Below are 14,991 nucleotides of genomic sequence, written 5' to 3' on the forward strand. Positions count from 1 at the left end.
GGGGGACATGGCATGTGGCTCCGAATCCAAACATGCCGCATCGAATCAACCATTGGTTGAACTGTCTATGGACCGTAACTTGAGTTCGGAGCCCTGACCTTGGGACGACGCGGAGCCGGAGACGGCGGCGGATGGACCTGGTCCCTGGTTCCGGCCGGTCTGGCAGGACCCGACGAGCCGAATGCCGACGCCGCCCGAGACCGGCCGCGCCTTCCCCGCTCCATCCCGGAGCCGCATGAGCCGGCTGACGCCCTGCTCGGCCCGCTCGCCGCTGCATCGGTCGCCCTGGCCCGGCTCGATGCGAGGGCCGAGACAGAGTCGGCGCCGGTGCGCGTTGGACTGATCAGCCGCCTCGCCGCCCAAGGTGTCACCAACCTCCCGCTGGACCTCGCGTTGCGCGACAGCGAGCGGATCGGCCGGCGCGAGGTGTGGACGCTAGGCCGGCCGCTGCGCGCCGACCGGCCTGGGTGCCGGACGACGCCTGGCTGCGGAACACATCGGCTTCTCCGCGACTTCCTGTGGGATCAGGCCGCCGCGACTGTCGGCAAGCGCCGGTCCCTCAACCTGGGGCGGGATAGGATGGCCGCGTGATCAAAGTTCACGGCTCGTTTACCTTTAGCCCTTGTCTGCATCGCAATCGACAAGCGCGCCCTCATCTTGCCAAAGCAAGTGATTCGTGATCATTGATCAAACGCCCGTCATCACGCTTCATGAGAGTGATCCCGCAGCAGCCACAGATTGGACATTGAGCAAGTTGACCTTCCAACGAAGCCGCCTTCTCTATCCTACAGCCATTCAGGGTGTCTCCAAGGTGACCAGATGAATGAACAGATCGGATCCTCGCGCTTAGCCAATCCTCTAAGTTCACGCGAGCCGTTAGATTTCAATCCGTTGAATCATCCCATCTGTGCTCGCACGCCGCTGCGGAATACAGCGTTCACCGCCTGGGCTGGCCACATTCCGTTCGCGATGTGCCTCGTCGACATTCTGGAGCCCCGCGTTTTCGCCGAGTTGGGAACACATTGGGGTGTTTCATATTGCGCATTCTGCCAAGCCGTAAAGGAACTCCGGCTGCCGACAGAATGCTTCGCGGTCGACACATGGCAGGGCGACGCTCACGCCAGCTTTTACACCCATGAGGTATTTGAAGATCTGAGCGCTTATCACGATCTTCATTATTCGCTGTTCTCGAAGATGCTTCGGTCAACGTTCGACGACGCTTTGTCACAGTTCCAGGACGGCTCTATCGATCTGCTTCATATCGATGGATACCATACTTATGACGCCGTCAAGCACGATTACGAAACATGGCTTCCCAAGATGAGTGACCGCGGGGTCATCATCTTCCACGATACCGAGGTGCGCGACCAGGAAAGCTTTGGGGTCTGGCGGTTCTGGGATGAGATCAAACAGAAATACCCGAGCTTTTCGTTTTACAATTGTTGGGGTTTGGGATTGATTGCGGTTGGCAAATCGGTTCCAGACAAGCTGTGGCCGCTGGTTTCCGCCTCTCCGGACAAAGCAGATCGCATCCGGCGCTTTTTTGCCAACCTGGGCGGCAACTTGGAAAAGCTGTACGAAATCTCCCTTCAGCGGGAAAATATGCAGGAGTTGATTGCGGCCAAGACCAATGAGTGTGTTCGCCTGGAAGCGGCCCTCGCGGCGGCCACAGCATCAGACCCACGGCTTGGACGCATCAGGTATCGAGCCGTCGATAAAGCCATCCGGCTCGCCGGCCGAGTTCCGTTCCTACTTCCGGTTGCCAAATACGCCGTTATGAAGGCAGTTCCTTTTTACCGGAGCATGCGGAGGCACACTTCGAGAGTATAGATTTAAGTCTCGTCCGGATCCTGCAAGATAGCTCTTTATAAAGATTTGTTCTAGCTTGGCGAATTGTCGCGGAAGTGACGTTTTGTCTGTTGCCATCAGGCCAATTCGAGAACTTTGCAACAAGCGAGTAACCTGGGAATGAACCACGTCGATGTAGAAAGAGACCTGATCTACCTACTGATGAACATCGGTCTTTCTCAGGATTTACCTCCTCCTGGGAGCGCCGGGAATAACGCGCTGGTTGATTTCTTTTTTGATTTGCTCCGCAATATCGGCGCGCCCTCACTGTTCTGCGACATCGGGGGAAACGACGGCTCGGCTGCGATACGTGCTAAACAGAATTTTTCCGCGGCGCGTGTGATCAGCTTCGAGGCAAATCCGCGAATTCACCAACAATATCTACAGCGGCTGCAAGCCGCGGGTGTCGAGCCGGTGAACGTCGCAGTGGCATCAAAAGACGGTTTGGCAAATCTATACATTCCTTTGACGCTCACCCGGGGCTGGGATGGCAAAGAGGTCGTCGATACGACCGGGGTGGAAACCTCCGACACGGGGAAATCCTCTTTGCTCAAAAGGGATGAGCAAGCAACCTACGAAGAATGTACAGTGACAACCGTACGTCTAGACACTTATCTGCGAGACCACATCGCGGAGAGCTCCGGGGAAAGAAAGATTGCCTTGTGGATCGATGTCGAGGGCGCCGCACATGAGGTGCTACAGGGGGCGGAGGGAACCCTTCAGCATGCCAGCGCAATATTCATTGAAACAGAGTCCTTCCGATTTTGGCGTGATCAGAAACTCGGAGGCGACGTCGCAGCCTTGTTAATCGACAAAGGCTTCATTCCGGTAAAGCGGGATCGTGAATACGCCGATGCCCAATTCAATACCGTGTTCGTACATAACAGCTTCGTAAATACCCTCGCTCCCGTTCTTCTGAAGTTTCACGCTCAGCATTTGTCAGATTCGGGAGATGCGAAGATGGGACAAATCGATGAACTCACCCGGCGTGTAAGCTGGCACGAACAACACGAAAAAGACATCGTAGACCAATATGAGAAGTTGCTCACTGCAACCCATGACCAATACGAGAAGCTGCTCACTGCAACCCGTGAAGGCGGTAACCAGCGCGAAAAAGGGATTTCTGCGGCCTATGAGGCGCTACTCAAAACGCAACGGGAATGGTATGAGTGCCGCCACACCGAAACAATCAACGACTACGAACATCGTCTGAAACAAAGGGGGATCGTGCGCCTGCTGCGACTCGGGGCATAGCGTTAAGCGCTCTGGCCGCGCTTGCCTCGCGATATCAAACCCAGCATCGAACAAACGCCTCTCCTACGAATGGAATTGCAAACAATGCCCACCTCCGAGAACGCCGATGTCCCGACGGAAGGAAGCGCACCCAGCCTATCACGCAGCCGCATTGCGCTAGGGATTGTCACCTACAATAGCCCGCCGTCACAAGTCCGACGCTTGACTAAATCTGTGGAAATGGCGGCAAATCGAGCAAAATTTGATGGTTACGAGACGGTTGTTTTTACCACCGATTGCGGCGCACCAACTGAATGGGGAACGAGTTCGGTACGAAGGACCGCGATCGACTCGATCGGGAATATTGGATTCGGCAGAGGTATGAATCGTCTCATGTCAGCCGCTTTTGCTGACGCGGAGACATCCTCGTTCATCTGCATCAATCCGGATGGGCTGCTGCATCATGATCTCATCATCGAACTATGTAACACGTCGTTACAATACCCCGAGAGTCTAATTGAAGCTAGGCAGTTCCCCGAGGAGCATCCTAAACCATATGATCCTGTGACCGGCCTCACCTTGTGGGCCTCCGGTGCTTGTATGCTGATCAACCGGCAGATTTATGAAAAAGTCGGAGGCTTCGACCCCAACATCTTCATGTACATGGAGGACGTCGACCTTTCCTGGCGCGCTCGAAGTGCTGGCTTTTCGGTACGGGTCGCGCCGCGGGCATTGTTCGGCCATTCAGTGCTCGATCGTAAGCCTGACCCCGGTGTGGAAAAGCATTATTACACGTCTGCCATATATCTAGCCCACAAATGGAGGCAGGCAGAGATGCGGGCCCGCTACGAGCGGGAGATCATAGAACGGGGAATGGTAATCGCGTTGGCCACACTTCCCGAGAGCCAGATGCCGGAACAAGCAGATAGCAGCCCAGTGACTTTCGCACATGGATTTGTGTTTTCACCACGGCGCTGGGGTTGAATATTGAACATTACCAATCCTGAGCATAAGCAAATGGAAATTGGTTTCGATCGGGACCGGTGTAGAGTCTCTGAAATCGACTGCCCCCGGTCGCTGCACGAGGTGGACGACGTTCTTAGTGTGATCGTATTATTCGATACTCCATTCGATCTAACATCCCTCGACGAGGCGTTGTTCAGCATCGCGGCACAAGATCACGAGTATCTGGATGTGATTCTCGTTACGCCCGACCTAGGCTCCAGCCATCTTGCTCGGCTCGAAGAAGTGGCCAAGTTGCAACCCTGGCCGGATCATACGACTATTCGGGTCGTGTCTGTGCCGGCTGCCGTTTCAAGATCGATTTCTCCGTGCCTCGTGAACGCGGGACTACGGAGAGCGGCTGGCCGCTACGTAGCCTTGCTCCATCACCAAAACCTGATTTACCAACACAGCTACACGGCTTTTATCAATTCACTCCAGGCGACGTCGGCGCCTGTAGCATTTGGCGGCGTCCGGGTCGCATGGCACGCCTATGGCAACCGGCACTGGTTGGTGACCGACAAGTCTGACCCCGTATTTCATTTGTCGCGGCTGGAATTCGTGTTGGGTGGGTCTGCAGCGGTGGACTCATTCGTCGCGGACAGACGAAGATTGGGTCCAGACTGTCTGATTGCTGATCAACCTGAATCGGTATTGTCGATACCGATGTTCCTATTGAGATTGGCTATGCACTCGGATGCAGATTTTAGCCTCGCCGAAAAAAAAATAGTTGAGGTCAGGGTTCCTCCAAACGTACAAACGATAAATGGTCTCCAGCGGTTGCCATCTCTCGAGTCGGTCCTCGCCGTTTTGGGCCAAGCGGTCATTCGACCAGATGCACTATCGGCGGCTGAGTTGCTCCGAGAGGTCATCAAAACCCGTAGCAGCCGATTGCCATAAAGGTTTTGCTGAGAGCTTGGGCCTAACAACACGAAGGTCACGGACATATGGCTGAAAAAGCATGGCGGCGGATCGAATATAAAGCGATTCCTATCTTCATTAACGCGCGGGATCTGCTTACGCCACTTCGGCGCTTAGTACATTGGCTGTTCGATGCCGGATACGAGCAAGTTTACGTCTTAGATAATGACTCGTCATATCCGCCATTGCTCGATTTCTACGAGAGCATGAGAAAAGAGCTTCGAGTCCTCCGGCTGGATGCCAATGTCGGACACACCGCATTCTGGGATGCGAAGATTCTCGAGCGGCTTTCTATCACAGGTCCTTTTGTGCTCACTGATCCGGACATTGTGCCGATAGAGGAGTGTCCGCGGAACGTCCTGGAGTTCTTTTGGGACGCATTGCAGGCGTATCCGAACAAGTCGAAGGCCGGATTCGGATTGAAGATCGACGATCTGCCGAAGCATTACAAGCTGAGAGGAGATGTGATCGCGTGGGAATCTCAGTTCTGGAAGAAAAAGATCACGCCTAAGCTGTTTGACGCTGATCTCGATACGACGTTCGCCCTATACAGACCGAATGCTAGCTATGATCTGTCCGCAATGCGCAGCGGTTTTCCTTATCTAGCGTGCCATTGGCCATGGCACCAGAATTCCGATCAGCCGTCCGACGACCAGTTGTATTATTTGCAGCATGCCAAGCCCGGCGTGAGCAACTGGAGCGGGACAGAACTTCCCGAATGGATCGGCGGACTGCTGGCTAATCTCAAGGAACGGGATGGCCAAGCATAAGACCGCATGTCCGCTTTGCCGTTGAGGTGGCTCGCCGCACATGTATGGGTTGAGCGAGGGTTGCCCGGGTGGGCCGGGCCCCGACGCACAGAGGACGAGCCATGAAGCAATGTAGTGAGGTGTTCATCGGAATCGATACTGCCAAGGCGCGCAATGCGGTTGCCGTGGCTGAGGCGGGTCGGGATGGCGAGATTCGTTATCTCGGGGAGTTCGACAACAGTAAGCGGAGCTCTGACGCCCATCTTCAATGACGTTCCTGACGGTGGTTGAGTTGCCCAGGGCAGAGGGGCTTCGAGCTATCGTTATGTTTGTTGGGGTGGACGGCCCCGCGGCATCAGGTGCCAGAATTGGGCTGTTAGGAACCAAGACCGGAGCACGTCCATGACCCAATATAAGCGTATAGGCGTCGACACGTCCAAAGCCGTATTCACGTTGCACGGCATTGATCAGCAGGACCGGCCGGTTCTGCGCATCAACCTTCGCCGTACGCAGATGATCTCGTTCTTCAAGAAGCTTGCGCCGTCGATCATCGCGCTGGAAGCCTGTGGCGGCTCTCATTATTGGGCTCGCGAACTGACCTTACTCGGCCATACAGTGCGGCTCATCCCACCTCAGTATGTCAAACCCTATGTCAAACGCAGCAAAAATGATCGCAACGACGCCGAAGCGATCTGCGAGGCCGCGGGGCGTCCGGGGATGCGTTTCGTGCCGATGAAATCCGTCGCGCAACAGGCTCAGGGCATGGTGCTGAAGGTGCGCGAGACCTTGGTTGGTCAGCGGACTCTGCTGGTTAATACGCTCCGCGGCCATGCCACCGAATTCGGCGTGATCGCCGCCAAGGGGCTCCGCCAGGTGGGCCCGCTGCTGGCCGCCATTGAGCAGGAGACCGCCATTCCGCCTGAGGTCAAGGAGATGGCGTCCCTGTTACGCCGGCAGATTGAGGATCTCAACACCAAAATAAAGGAAATCGATGTCAAACTGACCGCCGCGCACAAGGCCAATGACGTTAGTCAGCGTCTGGCCACGATCCCTGGCGTGGGTCCGATCACCGGGACCGGCTCAAGATTGGGGGTTAGGCGGCGATCATCCTTGGCGGAGAAGCGCTGTTCGTTCGCTGGAATTTCTGTCCGTAGGTGGAACCGAACGTGCCGTTGTAGACGGCGCAACGAACCTGCAGCAAGAGATCTGCGCCGCGTCGCGACCATCGCATTTGCTGCGATTTATTCATCCGCCGGTTCACCAGGAAATTGGCTGTTCCTTCGGTGATCGCGGTTCCATTCCGCGATCCGGCGCGGTGGCGTTCGGCGTAATTGACCAGCCAGTCGCTTTGACCAATGAGATAACCATCCAACGCTCGCAAGGCCGTCCACAACCGTCGTGACGGCGCGATAGACTTTCGGCTATCTGGCTCGCCCTGGAAATGATGCATGACCGCGCGGATCCGATCGAGGCTGATTTGGGCATCCTTTGCTTTGCCGTTCCACAGCCGCCAGTGCAGCCGCTCGACCGCCTCCACAATCACCGCCTTCGCCGCCACTCGCGCCGGATCATCGGCCGACAGGGCATTGGCGATCTGCTTCAGGTGCTGGAGTCTCATTGCGATATGGAACCAGTCCAGAAGCGGCAATTCCATGATGCCGGCATCGGCAAGAATACGTCGAAGGCCCGGACACCCATCAGTGAAGGTCGTCAACACGGTGCCTTCTGTTCGGCCGACGGCGTCGAGGCTCCGGCCGATCAGTACTTTGATGTCCGTGTCGGATCTGGCGACCGCACCGAAAACCTGGCGGCCACCCGTCTCCGTTTCAACGTTGCCAACCCGCACCTCAAGATGGCGCTCTCCATCCTCGCAACTCTGGATGAACGTGGAATCCAGGGTGATCGCGATCGCCGGCGTCGCCGTTTCAGGCTTGACCGCGGCACAATCCCGAAGGGCGGCGCCGGCTCGCAGGGTACGGCGACGCATGGTCTGTTTGTCATTGCCGGCTCCCACGGGAAACATTTGCTCCAGCAGGTCCGCCGCCGTCCGATAGGTCATGAGGGCAGAGAGATGAGCCTGAAGCTGATCCAGTTCAGGTGTCGACCGGCAATGCGATGGCCAGTCGACACCACCCTCGATTGCCCCACAGCTGTCGCAACGAAATCGAGGAAGACGCACCGTAAGCTGACCGAAAAGCGTGGCGATCAGATGATTACGGTAGTCCTTGACTCGGCAAACACCGCGGCCGCATCGACAATCCGGGCGACGAAGGACATGGCCTCGGGCCTGAGCAGCGACGATCTCCCGTTGGACCCCCGCCAGCAACAGCTTGGCTTCGGCCAAGCTCAAACCCAGACGGGCGATATCAGCGAGATCGTCGGGCTTGCCGATCTCCATGACGTCCGTGCTCGGGCCGTCACCCTCTGCGCCGGTTTTCACCAACCGTAAGATCCAGGCCACGCGTCCACTCCAGGTCAAGGAATAGACCGAAATTTATCCGGTCAGGGCGCTGACCCCCGATCTTGAGCCAGTCCCCGATGCAAGTTCATCGTCCGGCTCACCGAGGAGGAGCGTGAGCGGCTTGATACATTGATCCAGGGCGGCAAACACGGAGCACGCCAGTTGCTCAAGGCGCGTATCCTGTTGAAGGCTGACGCGTCCGACGCCGGCGCGGGCTGGAACGACAGCCAGATCGCGGCGGCTCTGGAGACCAGCATCGACACCGTCGGGCTGACGCGCCGCCACTCCCCCACCTCGGCCAGAAAGCGCATCTTCGATGGGGCAGCTGAGGCCAGGCTAATCTCGCTCGCCTGCTCCCCACCGCCGAAAGGGCGTGCGCGGTGGACATTGCAACTACTGGAATCGGTTGTTGTTGAACTGAACATTGTTGATCGCGCCAGCGACAACACGATTAGCCGGATGCCAAAAAAACACGCTCAAGCCTCACCTCCAGAAGCAATGGGTCGTCCCGCCGGAGGCCAACGCCGGCTTTGTAGGGGGCAGGAACATGTGCTGGAGGTCTATCTGCGGCCGCATGATCCTGCCCGTCCCGTGGTGTGTCTGGACGAGACGTCAAAGCAACTTATCAGCGAGACGCGGGTGCCAAGCGGCGCGATCAAACTAACACTGGTTCCAGCTTCGTTCGAGTGGTCGGGATTGATGTCGGGCCTGGAAGAAGGGAATGAGCTATGGAACGGTCATCGTTGACCTCGAACGCCATCAGGTGGTCGACCTCCTGGCGGATCGCTCGGCGGCATCCACCGCAAACTGGTTGCGGAAGCACAAGGAGGTCGAGGTCGTCAACCGGGACCGAGCGGGCCTCTATGCCGATGGTGCACGGCAGGATGCACCACAGGCAGGACAGGTCGCCGATCGCTTCCATCTGCTGCAGAACTTCAGGGAAACCGTCGAGCGGCAGCTTGGCCGGTTTGAGGCGCCGATCCGGGGAACAGTGGTTGTCGCGGGAACCGATGAAGGCGGGGCGGAGCGGACGGGCGTCCTCATTCCACGCGGACGATCCGAAGTTGCGGAGCACGAGGAAGCAACACGGCGTGGCCGAACCGCCGCACGCCAAGCCTTGTTCGATCAAATCAGAGCCCTTTTCGAGGCCGGCAGGACGATCAGGGAGATCGCTCAAGAGCTGGGACTGGGCCGTCGCCGTGTCGAGCGTTGGGTGCGGCTCATCGCCATGCCGGAGCGGAATACAATGGCACCAAAAGTCTGCACCCCGGCCTATTTCGGGGCGCTCCTGGCGCGCCGATGGGCTGAAGGGATCACCACGGTACGGATCCTGCTCGCCGAGATCCATCAGCATGGTTACCCGGCTCCTACGACCATCTGGCGCGTTTTCTCGCGCCCTGGCGAAACGCTGCGGCGCCACTCGGTGGGGCGCCGAAAGAAGCGTCTTCTGCATTGAACCATGATGCGCAGGTGCCACTGCGGCTGCCAGCACTGGACCCAATGACGGGGCACCAGATCTCGCCATTGACTGCGGCGGCGCTCTGCGTCAAGCCACGCGGCCAGATGACTGACCGGCAGATCGTCAACGTCGACGTGCTCAAAGCGGCCTCGGGGGAATTCACCACGATGCGCCAACTGGCGATGCGGTTCCGCGGTCTGCTTCGTGGCGGGACGGTTGAGAAGCTGGACGCCTGGCTGGGTGATGCCCGTCAATGCGGCATCTTTGAAATGCGGCGTTTCGCGCAGACGTTGCGGCAGGATATCGGCGCGGTTCGCAATGCTATGCTGGAATCATGGAGCAATGGGCAAGCGGAGGGGCAGAACAATCGATTAAAAACTCTCAAACGCTCAATGTACGGCCGAGCCGGCATCGATTTGCTTCGTGCTCGGGTGATGCCGCTTCATGAGCCGGGCTAGCACCGAGATCGCGCCAGATCCTTCTCGCGTTGCGCTAACATAAAATGGCCGTTCGCTTGACAACGAACGCTAACGAAACTTAGCTTATGAAATCGTTTTCCCTATTGGAGGCTTCCGCATCGGGATGGTTGCATCGCGGCTGCTGAAAGAGGCGCCTGGAACCGAGCGAGGTCCACACTGGCTCCTGCTGGCTCCCAACCTAGCCTGGCTTCTGCTGTTCATGGTCGGGCCTCTCAGCCTCCTGGCAGTCATCAGTTTCAAGACCTACGAGCCGGGCCGTGGCATCCTCAACATGTGGCAACTTGGCAACTACGCGAAGTTCCTAACCGATCCGTTCTATCTTGGGGTCCTGGGGTCCACGCTCGTAACCGGTGCGTGCGTCACCGCCTTAACCCTCCTTTTTGGTTTTCCACTCGCCTACACACTCGCCCACACCCGCGGCTGGCGGCGCTCGGCACTCTACATTGGTGTGCTGATGCCCTTGCTGACCAGTGCCGTGGTCCGAACCTTTGGCTGGATGATCCTGCTCGGCAACAATGGCTTCATCAATCGCACGCTTCTGCAATGGGCATGGATTGATCATCCCCTGCGGCTGATGTACAATCTATCCGGAGTCGTCATCGCGCTGACGGAGGTCTTGCTCCCATTTATGGTGCTGGCGCTCGACGCCGCGTTGCTGAACATCGATCCGTCGGTCGTGGAGGCTGCCCGCAATGTGGGCGGCAGCCGGATGCGCGTGTTCTTCAGTATTACCCTGCCGCTTGCAGTGCCGGGCATCGTCTCCGGCTCGATCCTTGTCTTTTCGCTCAGCATCAGCGCCTTCGTGACGCCGAGCCTGATCGGCGGGGCGCAAGTCAGGCTGATGCCGACAGTGATCTACCAACAAGCTATGGCGCTGCTCGACTGGCCGTTCGGGGCGGCGATCGCCTTCATCATGCTGGTCGCCATCGCCTTGCTGCTGATCCCGGCGCTCACGCTAGTTGAGCGGCGAAGCCGCCTCGCATGAAGCGCGCCTGAACATGCTGCGCGTCGTCAACACGGTCATTCTGATCTACCTGCTGGCCCCTATCATCGTCGTGGTTGCGACGGCCTTCGGTACCTCGCCGTACCCAGTTTTCCCACCCGTCGGCCTGACCCTGAAATGGTTCGACCGGTTTCTAAGCAACCCGGATCTAGTTCGTTCGACCGAACTCAGTGCCGCCCTCAGCTTCGTGAGTACGCTCTGCGCAACGACGATCGGCACCCTGGCGGCGCTCGCGCTGGTGCGTCACCGCTTTCGCGCCAAGGTGGTTATCTCGGCGCTGCTTCTGTCACCGATCCTGTTTCCCACAATCGTGCTCGGTCTCGCCCTGTTGGTTGCTTTCACCCGCATCGGGCTTGCCCAGACTTTTGCGGGTCTGGTCGCTGCACATACCGTGTTGATCACACCCTTCGTCATACGTCTTGTCATGGCCAGCCTTGCTGACCTGGACGGCTCGATCGAGGAGGCAGCGCGCAACCTGGGATCGGGGCGGCTGCGTACTTTCTTCCTCATTACACTTCCGATCATCCGGCCCGGCCTGCTCGCCGGCGCGCTGTTCGGCTTCATCATCTCCTTCGATGAACTCGTCGTCACCCTGTTTCTCGCCGGACCCGGCCTACAAACGTTGCCGATCCGTATTTTCTCTTCAATCGAGTATTCGAGCGATCCAACAATTTCGGCGATCTCGAGCTGCTTGATCGCGACCTGGATCATATTCGGCGTTCCGGTGTACATGCGCTTCCTGGCGGTGCAGCGTGCGTAGCGCGGGGCGCCCAGCGGATCTTCGCCTGGTTGGCCTATCGAAAATCTATGGTGATCTCGCGGCCGTGCACGACGTCAGCCTCGACGTTGCGCCGGGTGAGTTCGTTGCCCTGCTCGGCCCCTCCGGCTGCGGCAAGACAACCACGCTTCGCATGGTGGCAGGTTTCGTGCCGCCGAGCGCAGGTGCTGTGTTCGTCGGCGACGCCGACGTGACCCGTTTGCCGCCGGAGCGACGGGACATAGGCATGGTGTTTCAGAACTACGCCCTGTTCCCGCACATGACGGTCCGCGCCAACATCGAGTTCGGGCTGAAGTGCCATCGCCTGGCGCGTGCTGAGCGTGTCCAGCGCACTGCCGACGTCATCGATCTCGTCGGCCTCGGCACCATGGCTGACCGCTACCCGCGCCAACTCTCCGGTGGCCAACAGCAGCGCGTCGCGCTCGCACGCGTCATGGCATTGCGCCCGCGTCTGCTGCTGTTCGACGAACCACTGTCAAACCTTGACGCTAAGCTGCGTGAGCAGATGCGCGACGAAATACTCAGACTGCAACGGCAGAGCGGCGTGACCGCACTGTTCGTGACCCACGACCGGGACGAAGCGATGACGATGGCGGACCGCATCGTTGTCATGTCGAAGGGGCGGGTGGAGCAGGTCGGCACGCCTGCCGACATCTACGATCACCCGTGCACCCGCTTCGTTGCCGATTTTATCGGTGCAGCCAATTTCTTTGAAGGTGCGGTGGAAGGGCCGGGCGATTGCCGCGTCTTCCGCTGTCGCGGCGGCCACGTGCTACCGCTGCCCACGAATGCACCGTCTGCCACCACGCTCGCCGTAAGGCCCGAGCGCATCGCGTTTGTGGCGCCTACGACCGACGGCGCGCTCGCAGGCATCGTGACGCGCGTCCGACACGTCGCTTCGGTCATTGAGTATCTGGTGACGCTGCCATCGGGCGAGGTTGTGAGCGCCCAGGTGCAACGTCGGCACGCAGTGCCGCAATTCTGTGAGGGGGAGGCCGTCGCAATCACCTGGCCGCCCGCGGACTCTATCCTGCTTCCATCCTGACGCGACAAGGAAACGCATGACGCATCTCTTCATGGCCTGCCTCGGCACCGAGACGAACAGCTTCTCGCCGATCCCAACCGGGATGCAGGAATTCGCCGACACGATGCTATGCCACGGAAACGGGGCTGCCAACGGCCGCCACCCGATCGCGGAGCCTCTCCGCGTCTGGCGACGCCTTGCTGAGGAACGCCAGATGCGCGTGAGCGAAAGCCTCTCTGCCTTCGCGGAGCCCGGTGGCATGACGGCAGGCGCGACCTACGAGGCGCTGCGCGACGAAATTCTTGCCGATCTGCGGAGCGCCCTGCCTGTCGAGATCGTCCTGCTCTCGCTGCACGGGGCAATGATCGCGGAGGGTTATCCCGATGCCGAGGGCGACCTGCTGGCGCGGGTCCGCGAGCTGGCTGGGCCGAAGGCAACGATCGGGGTTGAATATGACCTACATGTCCATCTGACCGAGGCGAAGACACGGCCCGCCAACGTCGTCGTGACCTACAAGGAATATCCGCACACCGATATTGGCGAACGGGCGCACGAAGTCTTTGCGCTGGCCGAAAGGGCCGCATCCGCGACCATTGTCCCGACAACCGCCGTCCGGCGTTGCGGCATCAACGCCTATCTGCCGACCACCGCAGGAGCAATGCGTGATTTCGTAACGGAGATGCGGCGGGCCGAACGCACCGAAGGCGTACTCTCTGTCTCACTCGCGCACGGCTTTCCCCATGGCGACGTGGCGGACCTCGCGGCACGGCTTGTCGTCATAACGGACAACGACCCTGCCAAGGCTCAGACGCTCGCTAACTCGCTGGCCGCGAAGCTTTGGGAAACGCGGGAGGCGCTCCGGCCGAATTATCTCTCGATCGACGCGGCACTCGACGAAGCCATACGGTCGGAGGGACCGGTCGTGCTTGCTGATACATCGGACAATGCAGGCTGCGGGGCGGCCAACGACTCGACCTTCATCCTGCGCCGCATGCTCGAGCGCGGGCTGACCAGCGTCGTCAGTGCCAATTACTGGGACCCGGTGGCGGTGCGCTTCTGCTTCGCCGCTGGGGTGGGCGGGACTTTGCGGCTGCGATTGGGCGGCAAAGCCGGACCGGATTCTGGCGAGCCAGTGGATCTTTCGGTGCGAGTGATGGCAGTCCAGCGCGACGCAACGCAGACGTTCAACGGATTCCAGGTCCCAATCGGTGATACGGTCTGGGTGCAGGGCGAGGGGATTGATCTTATTCTCAATACGCATCGCTTTCAAACGGGACACCCGGACATGATGACGCAACTGGGGCTCGACCCGGCGACGCGGCATATCATCGTCGTGAAATCGACGCAGCACTTCTATGCCGGCTTCGCCCCGATCGCGCGCAAGGTCCTCTATGTCGCCGGACCTGGCACCTCCAATCCAGACACACGAGCCCTCAGCTATCAGCATGTCGAAATGCCGTTCTGGCCGCGCGACCAAGACGCTTTTGCCACCATCTGACAGGATACCCGAATGCAACAGAACCGATCCATCGAAGAACGCCTGGCAATCGCCGAGGCCACGCTCGAGATTACACGACTGAAGGCGATTTATGCCGAATGCGCCGATGGCAAATACACCGACGCGCACCAGAAGAAGTCGAGTGATGAACGGGATGAGGTGGCGCGGCAGCAGGCAAACTGCTTCACAGAAGACGGTGAGTTCCATGCCGGAGTCTTTGGTTCGGTAAAGGGCCACGCCGCATTGTTCGAGAACTTCCGCTCGAAGCCGTTCGTCTTCGCGATGCACGTCTTCACCAATCCGGTAATCGATGTCGATCCGGTGGCTGGGACAGCGACGGGACGCTGGCTGCATCATCTGTTCGTCACCGAGGACGAAACGGGTCGTGCAATGCACGGCATGGGCTACACTTTCGATGAGTACAAGCAGGTGGATGGTCGGTGGCTGTTCAGCCGTGTCGAGACCCGCCTGAAGTTCTTCGTGCCATTCAATCAGGCCTGGTCATCGGCACAATAATCGGATCCGTAACCATGGAG

Annotated in this window: 15 protein-coding genes and 1 pseudogene; 15 read left to right on the forward strand and 1 reads right to left on the reverse strand. The window is 59.0% G+C overall.

Annotation, left to right across the window (positions count from 1 at the left end):
• Positions 1 to 99: 99 nt before the first annotated feature.
• The 7 genes from GSQ89_RS34405 to GSQ89_RS39625 all read left to right on the forward strand — a co-directional run bounded on the left by GSQ89_RS34405 (position 100) and on the right by GSQ89_RS39625 (position 7,040).
• On the forward strand, positions 100 to 591 hold the full coding sequence (locus GSQ89_RS34405; protein ID WP_158932628.1) for a hypothetical protein: 492 nt from the start codon (positions 100 to 102) through the stop codon (positions 589 to 591).
• 228 nt (positions 592 to 819) lie between these two features.
• The gene (locus GSQ89_RS34410) at positions 820 to 1,830 is read left to right on the forward strand and encodes a class I SAM-dependent methyltransferase (RefSeq protein ID WP_158932629.1); all 1,011 of its coding nucleotides are present in this window, start codon (positions 820 to 822) and stop codon (positions 1,828 to 1,830) included.
• Positions 1,831 to 1,968: 138 nt separating this feature from the next.
• On the forward strand, positions 1,969 to 3,102 hold the full coding sequence (locus GSQ89_RS34415; RefSeq protein ID WP_158932630.1) for an FkbM family methyltransferase: 1,134 nt from the start codon (positions 1,969 to 1,971) through the stop codon (positions 3,100 to 3,102).
• 84 nt (positions 3,103 to 3,186) lie between these two features.
• On the forward strand, positions 3,187 to 4,065 hold the full coding sequence (locus GSQ89_RS34420) for a glycosyltransferase (RefSeq protein ID WP_158932631.1): 879 nt from the start codon (positions 3,187 to 3,189) through the stop codon (positions 4,063 to 4,065).
• A 33-nt stretch (positions 4,066 to 4,098) separates the two neighbouring features.
• On the forward strand, positions 4,099 to 4,983 hold the full coding sequence (locus GSQ89_RS34425) for a glycosyltransferase family A protein (protein WP_158932632.1): 885 nt from the start codon (positions 4,099 to 4,101) through the stop codon (positions 4,981 to 4,983).
• A 47-nt stretch (positions 4,984 to 5,030) separates the two neighbouring features.
• Positions 5,031 to 5,774: a glycosyltransferase family 2 protein gene (locus GSQ89_RS34430; RefSeq protein ID WP_158932633.1), complete on the forward strand. Its 744-nt coding sequence runs from the start codon at positions 5,031 to 5,033 to the stop codon at positions 5,772 to 5,774.
• 381 nt (positions 5,775 to 6,155) lie between these two features.
• Positions 6,156 to 7,040 (forward strand): IS110 family transposase, encoded by an 885-nt coding sequence (locus GSQ89_RS39625; RefSeq protein WP_158932634.1) that lies wholly within the window; start codon positions 6,156 to 6,158, stop codon positions 7,038 to 7,040.
• Here GSQ89_RS39625 and GSQ89_RS34440 read toward each other — a convergent pair.
• A pseudogene (locus tag GSQ89_RS34440) lies at positions 6,979 to 8,151 on the reverse strand (hypothetical protein); the annotation flags it as partial. The gene GSQ89_RS39625 and the pseudogene GSQ89_RS34440 sit on opposite strands and share 62 nt — an antisense overlap.
• 225 nt (positions 8,152 to 8,376) lie before the next feature.
• Between GSQ89_RS34440 and GSQ89_RS34445 the strand changes: the two are divergent.
• From GSQ89_RS34445 to GSQ89_RS34480, 8 genes are all read left to right on the forward strand, one after another.
• Complete coding sequence (locus GSQ89_RS34445; RefSeq protein WP_158932636.1) at positions 8,377 to 8,961, forward strand: hypothetical protein; 585 nt, start codon at positions 8,377 to 8,379, stop codon at positions 8,959 to 8,961.
• Positions 8,936 to 9,670: a transposase gene (locus GSQ89_RS34450; RefSeq protein ID WP_158932637.1), complete on the forward strand. Its 735-nt coding sequence runs from the start codon at positions 8,936 to 8,938 to the stop codon at positions 9,668 to 9,670. Before GSQ89_RS34445 ends, GSQ89_RS34450 begins: the two co-directional genes overlap by 26 nt.
• 14 nt (positions 9,671 to 9,684) lie before the next feature.
• The gene (locus tag GSQ89_RS39630) at positions 9,685 to 10,131 is read left to right on the forward strand and encodes a transposase (RefSeq protein ID WP_371734329.1); all 447 of its coding nucleotides are present in this window, start codon (positions 9,685 to 9,687) and stop codon (positions 10,129 to 10,131) included.
• Between the two features lie 124 nt (positions 10,132 to 10,255).
• The gene (locus GSQ89_RS34460) at positions 10,256 to 11,137 is read left to right on the forward strand and encodes an ABC transporter permease (protein ID WP_158932638.1); all 882 of its coding nucleotides are present in this window, start codon (positions 10,256 to 10,258) and stop codon (positions 11,135 to 11,137) included.
• Positions 11,112 to 11,915, forward strand: a complete 804-nt coding sequence (locus GSQ89_RS34465; protein ID WP_216856553.1) for an ABC transporter permease — start codon at positions 11,112 to 11,114, stop codon at positions 11,913 to 11,915. The genes GSQ89_RS34460 and GSQ89_RS34465 overlap by 26 nt, the downstream gene beginning before the upstream one ends.
• A gap of 64 nt (positions 11,916 to 11,979) precedes the next feature.
• On the forward strand, positions 11,980 to 12,978 hold the full coding sequence (locus GSQ89_RS34470; RefSeq protein ID WP_254073514.1) for an ABC transporter ATP-binding protein: 999 nt from the start codon (positions 11,980 to 11,982) through the stop codon (positions 12,976 to 12,978).
• A 31-nt stretch (positions 12,979 to 13,009) separates the two neighbouring features.
• Entirely contained in the window at positions 13,010 to 14,455 is a 1,446-nt protein-coding gene (locus GSQ89_RS34475) for a M81 family metallopeptidase (protein WP_256367370.1), read from the forward strand.
• A gap of 12 nt (positions 14,456 to 14,467) precedes the next feature.
• Positions 14,468 to 14,971, forward strand: a complete 504-nt coding sequence (locus GSQ89_RS34480) for a nuclear transport factor 2 family protein (protein ID WP_158932641.1) — start codon at positions 14,468 to 14,470, stop codon at positions 14,969 to 14,971.
• Positions 14,972 to 14,991: the final 20 nt, after the last annotated feature.

Source organism: Acidisphaera sp. S103 (assembly GCF_009765975.1).
In the GTDB taxonomy this organism is placed as follows: domain Bacteria; phylum Pseudomonadota; class Alphaproteobacteria; order Acetobacterales; family Acetobacteraceae; genus Rhodopila.

Coding starts and splice junctions, on each gene's coding strand:
- GSQ89_RS34410 (WP_158932629.1), top strand. CDS start 820: ATGAATGAACAGATCGGATCCTCGCGCTTAGCCAATCCTCTAAGTTCA.
- GSQ89_RS34415 (WP_158932630.1), top strand. CDS start 1,969: ATGAACCACGTCGATGTAGAAAGAGACCTGATCTACCTACTGATGAAC.
- GSQ89_RS34420 (WP_158932631.1), top strand. CDS start 3,187: ATGCCCACCTCCGAGAACGCCGATGTCCCGACGGAAGGAAGCGCACCC.
- GSQ89_RS34425 (WP_158932632.1), top strand. CDS start 4,099: ATGGAAATTGGTTTCGATCGGGACCGGTGTAGAGTCTCTGAAATCGAC.
- GSQ89_RS34430 (WP_158932633.1), top strand. CDS start 5,031: ATGGCTGAAAAAGCATGGCGGCGGATCGAATATAAAGCGATTCCTATC.
- GSQ89_RS39625 (WP_158932634.1), top strand. CDS start 6,156: ATGACCCAATATAAGCGTATAGGCGTCGACACGTCCAAAGCCGTATTC.
- GSQ89_RS34450 (WP_158932637.1), top strand. CDS start 8,936: ATGAGCTATGGAACGGTCATCGTTGACCTCGAACGCCATCAGGTGGTC.
- GSQ89_RS34460 (WP_158932638.1), top strand. CDS start 10,256: ATGGTTGCATCGCGGCTGCTGAAAGAGGCGCCTGGAACCGAGCGAGGT.
- GSQ89_RS34475 (WP_256367370.1), top strand. CDS start 13,010: ATGGCCTGCCTCGGCACCGAGACGAACAGCTTCTCGCCGATCCCAACC.
- GSQ89_RS34480 (WP_158932641.1), top strand. CDS start 14,468: ATGCAACAGAACCGATCCATCGAAGAACGCCTGGCAATCGCCGAGGCC.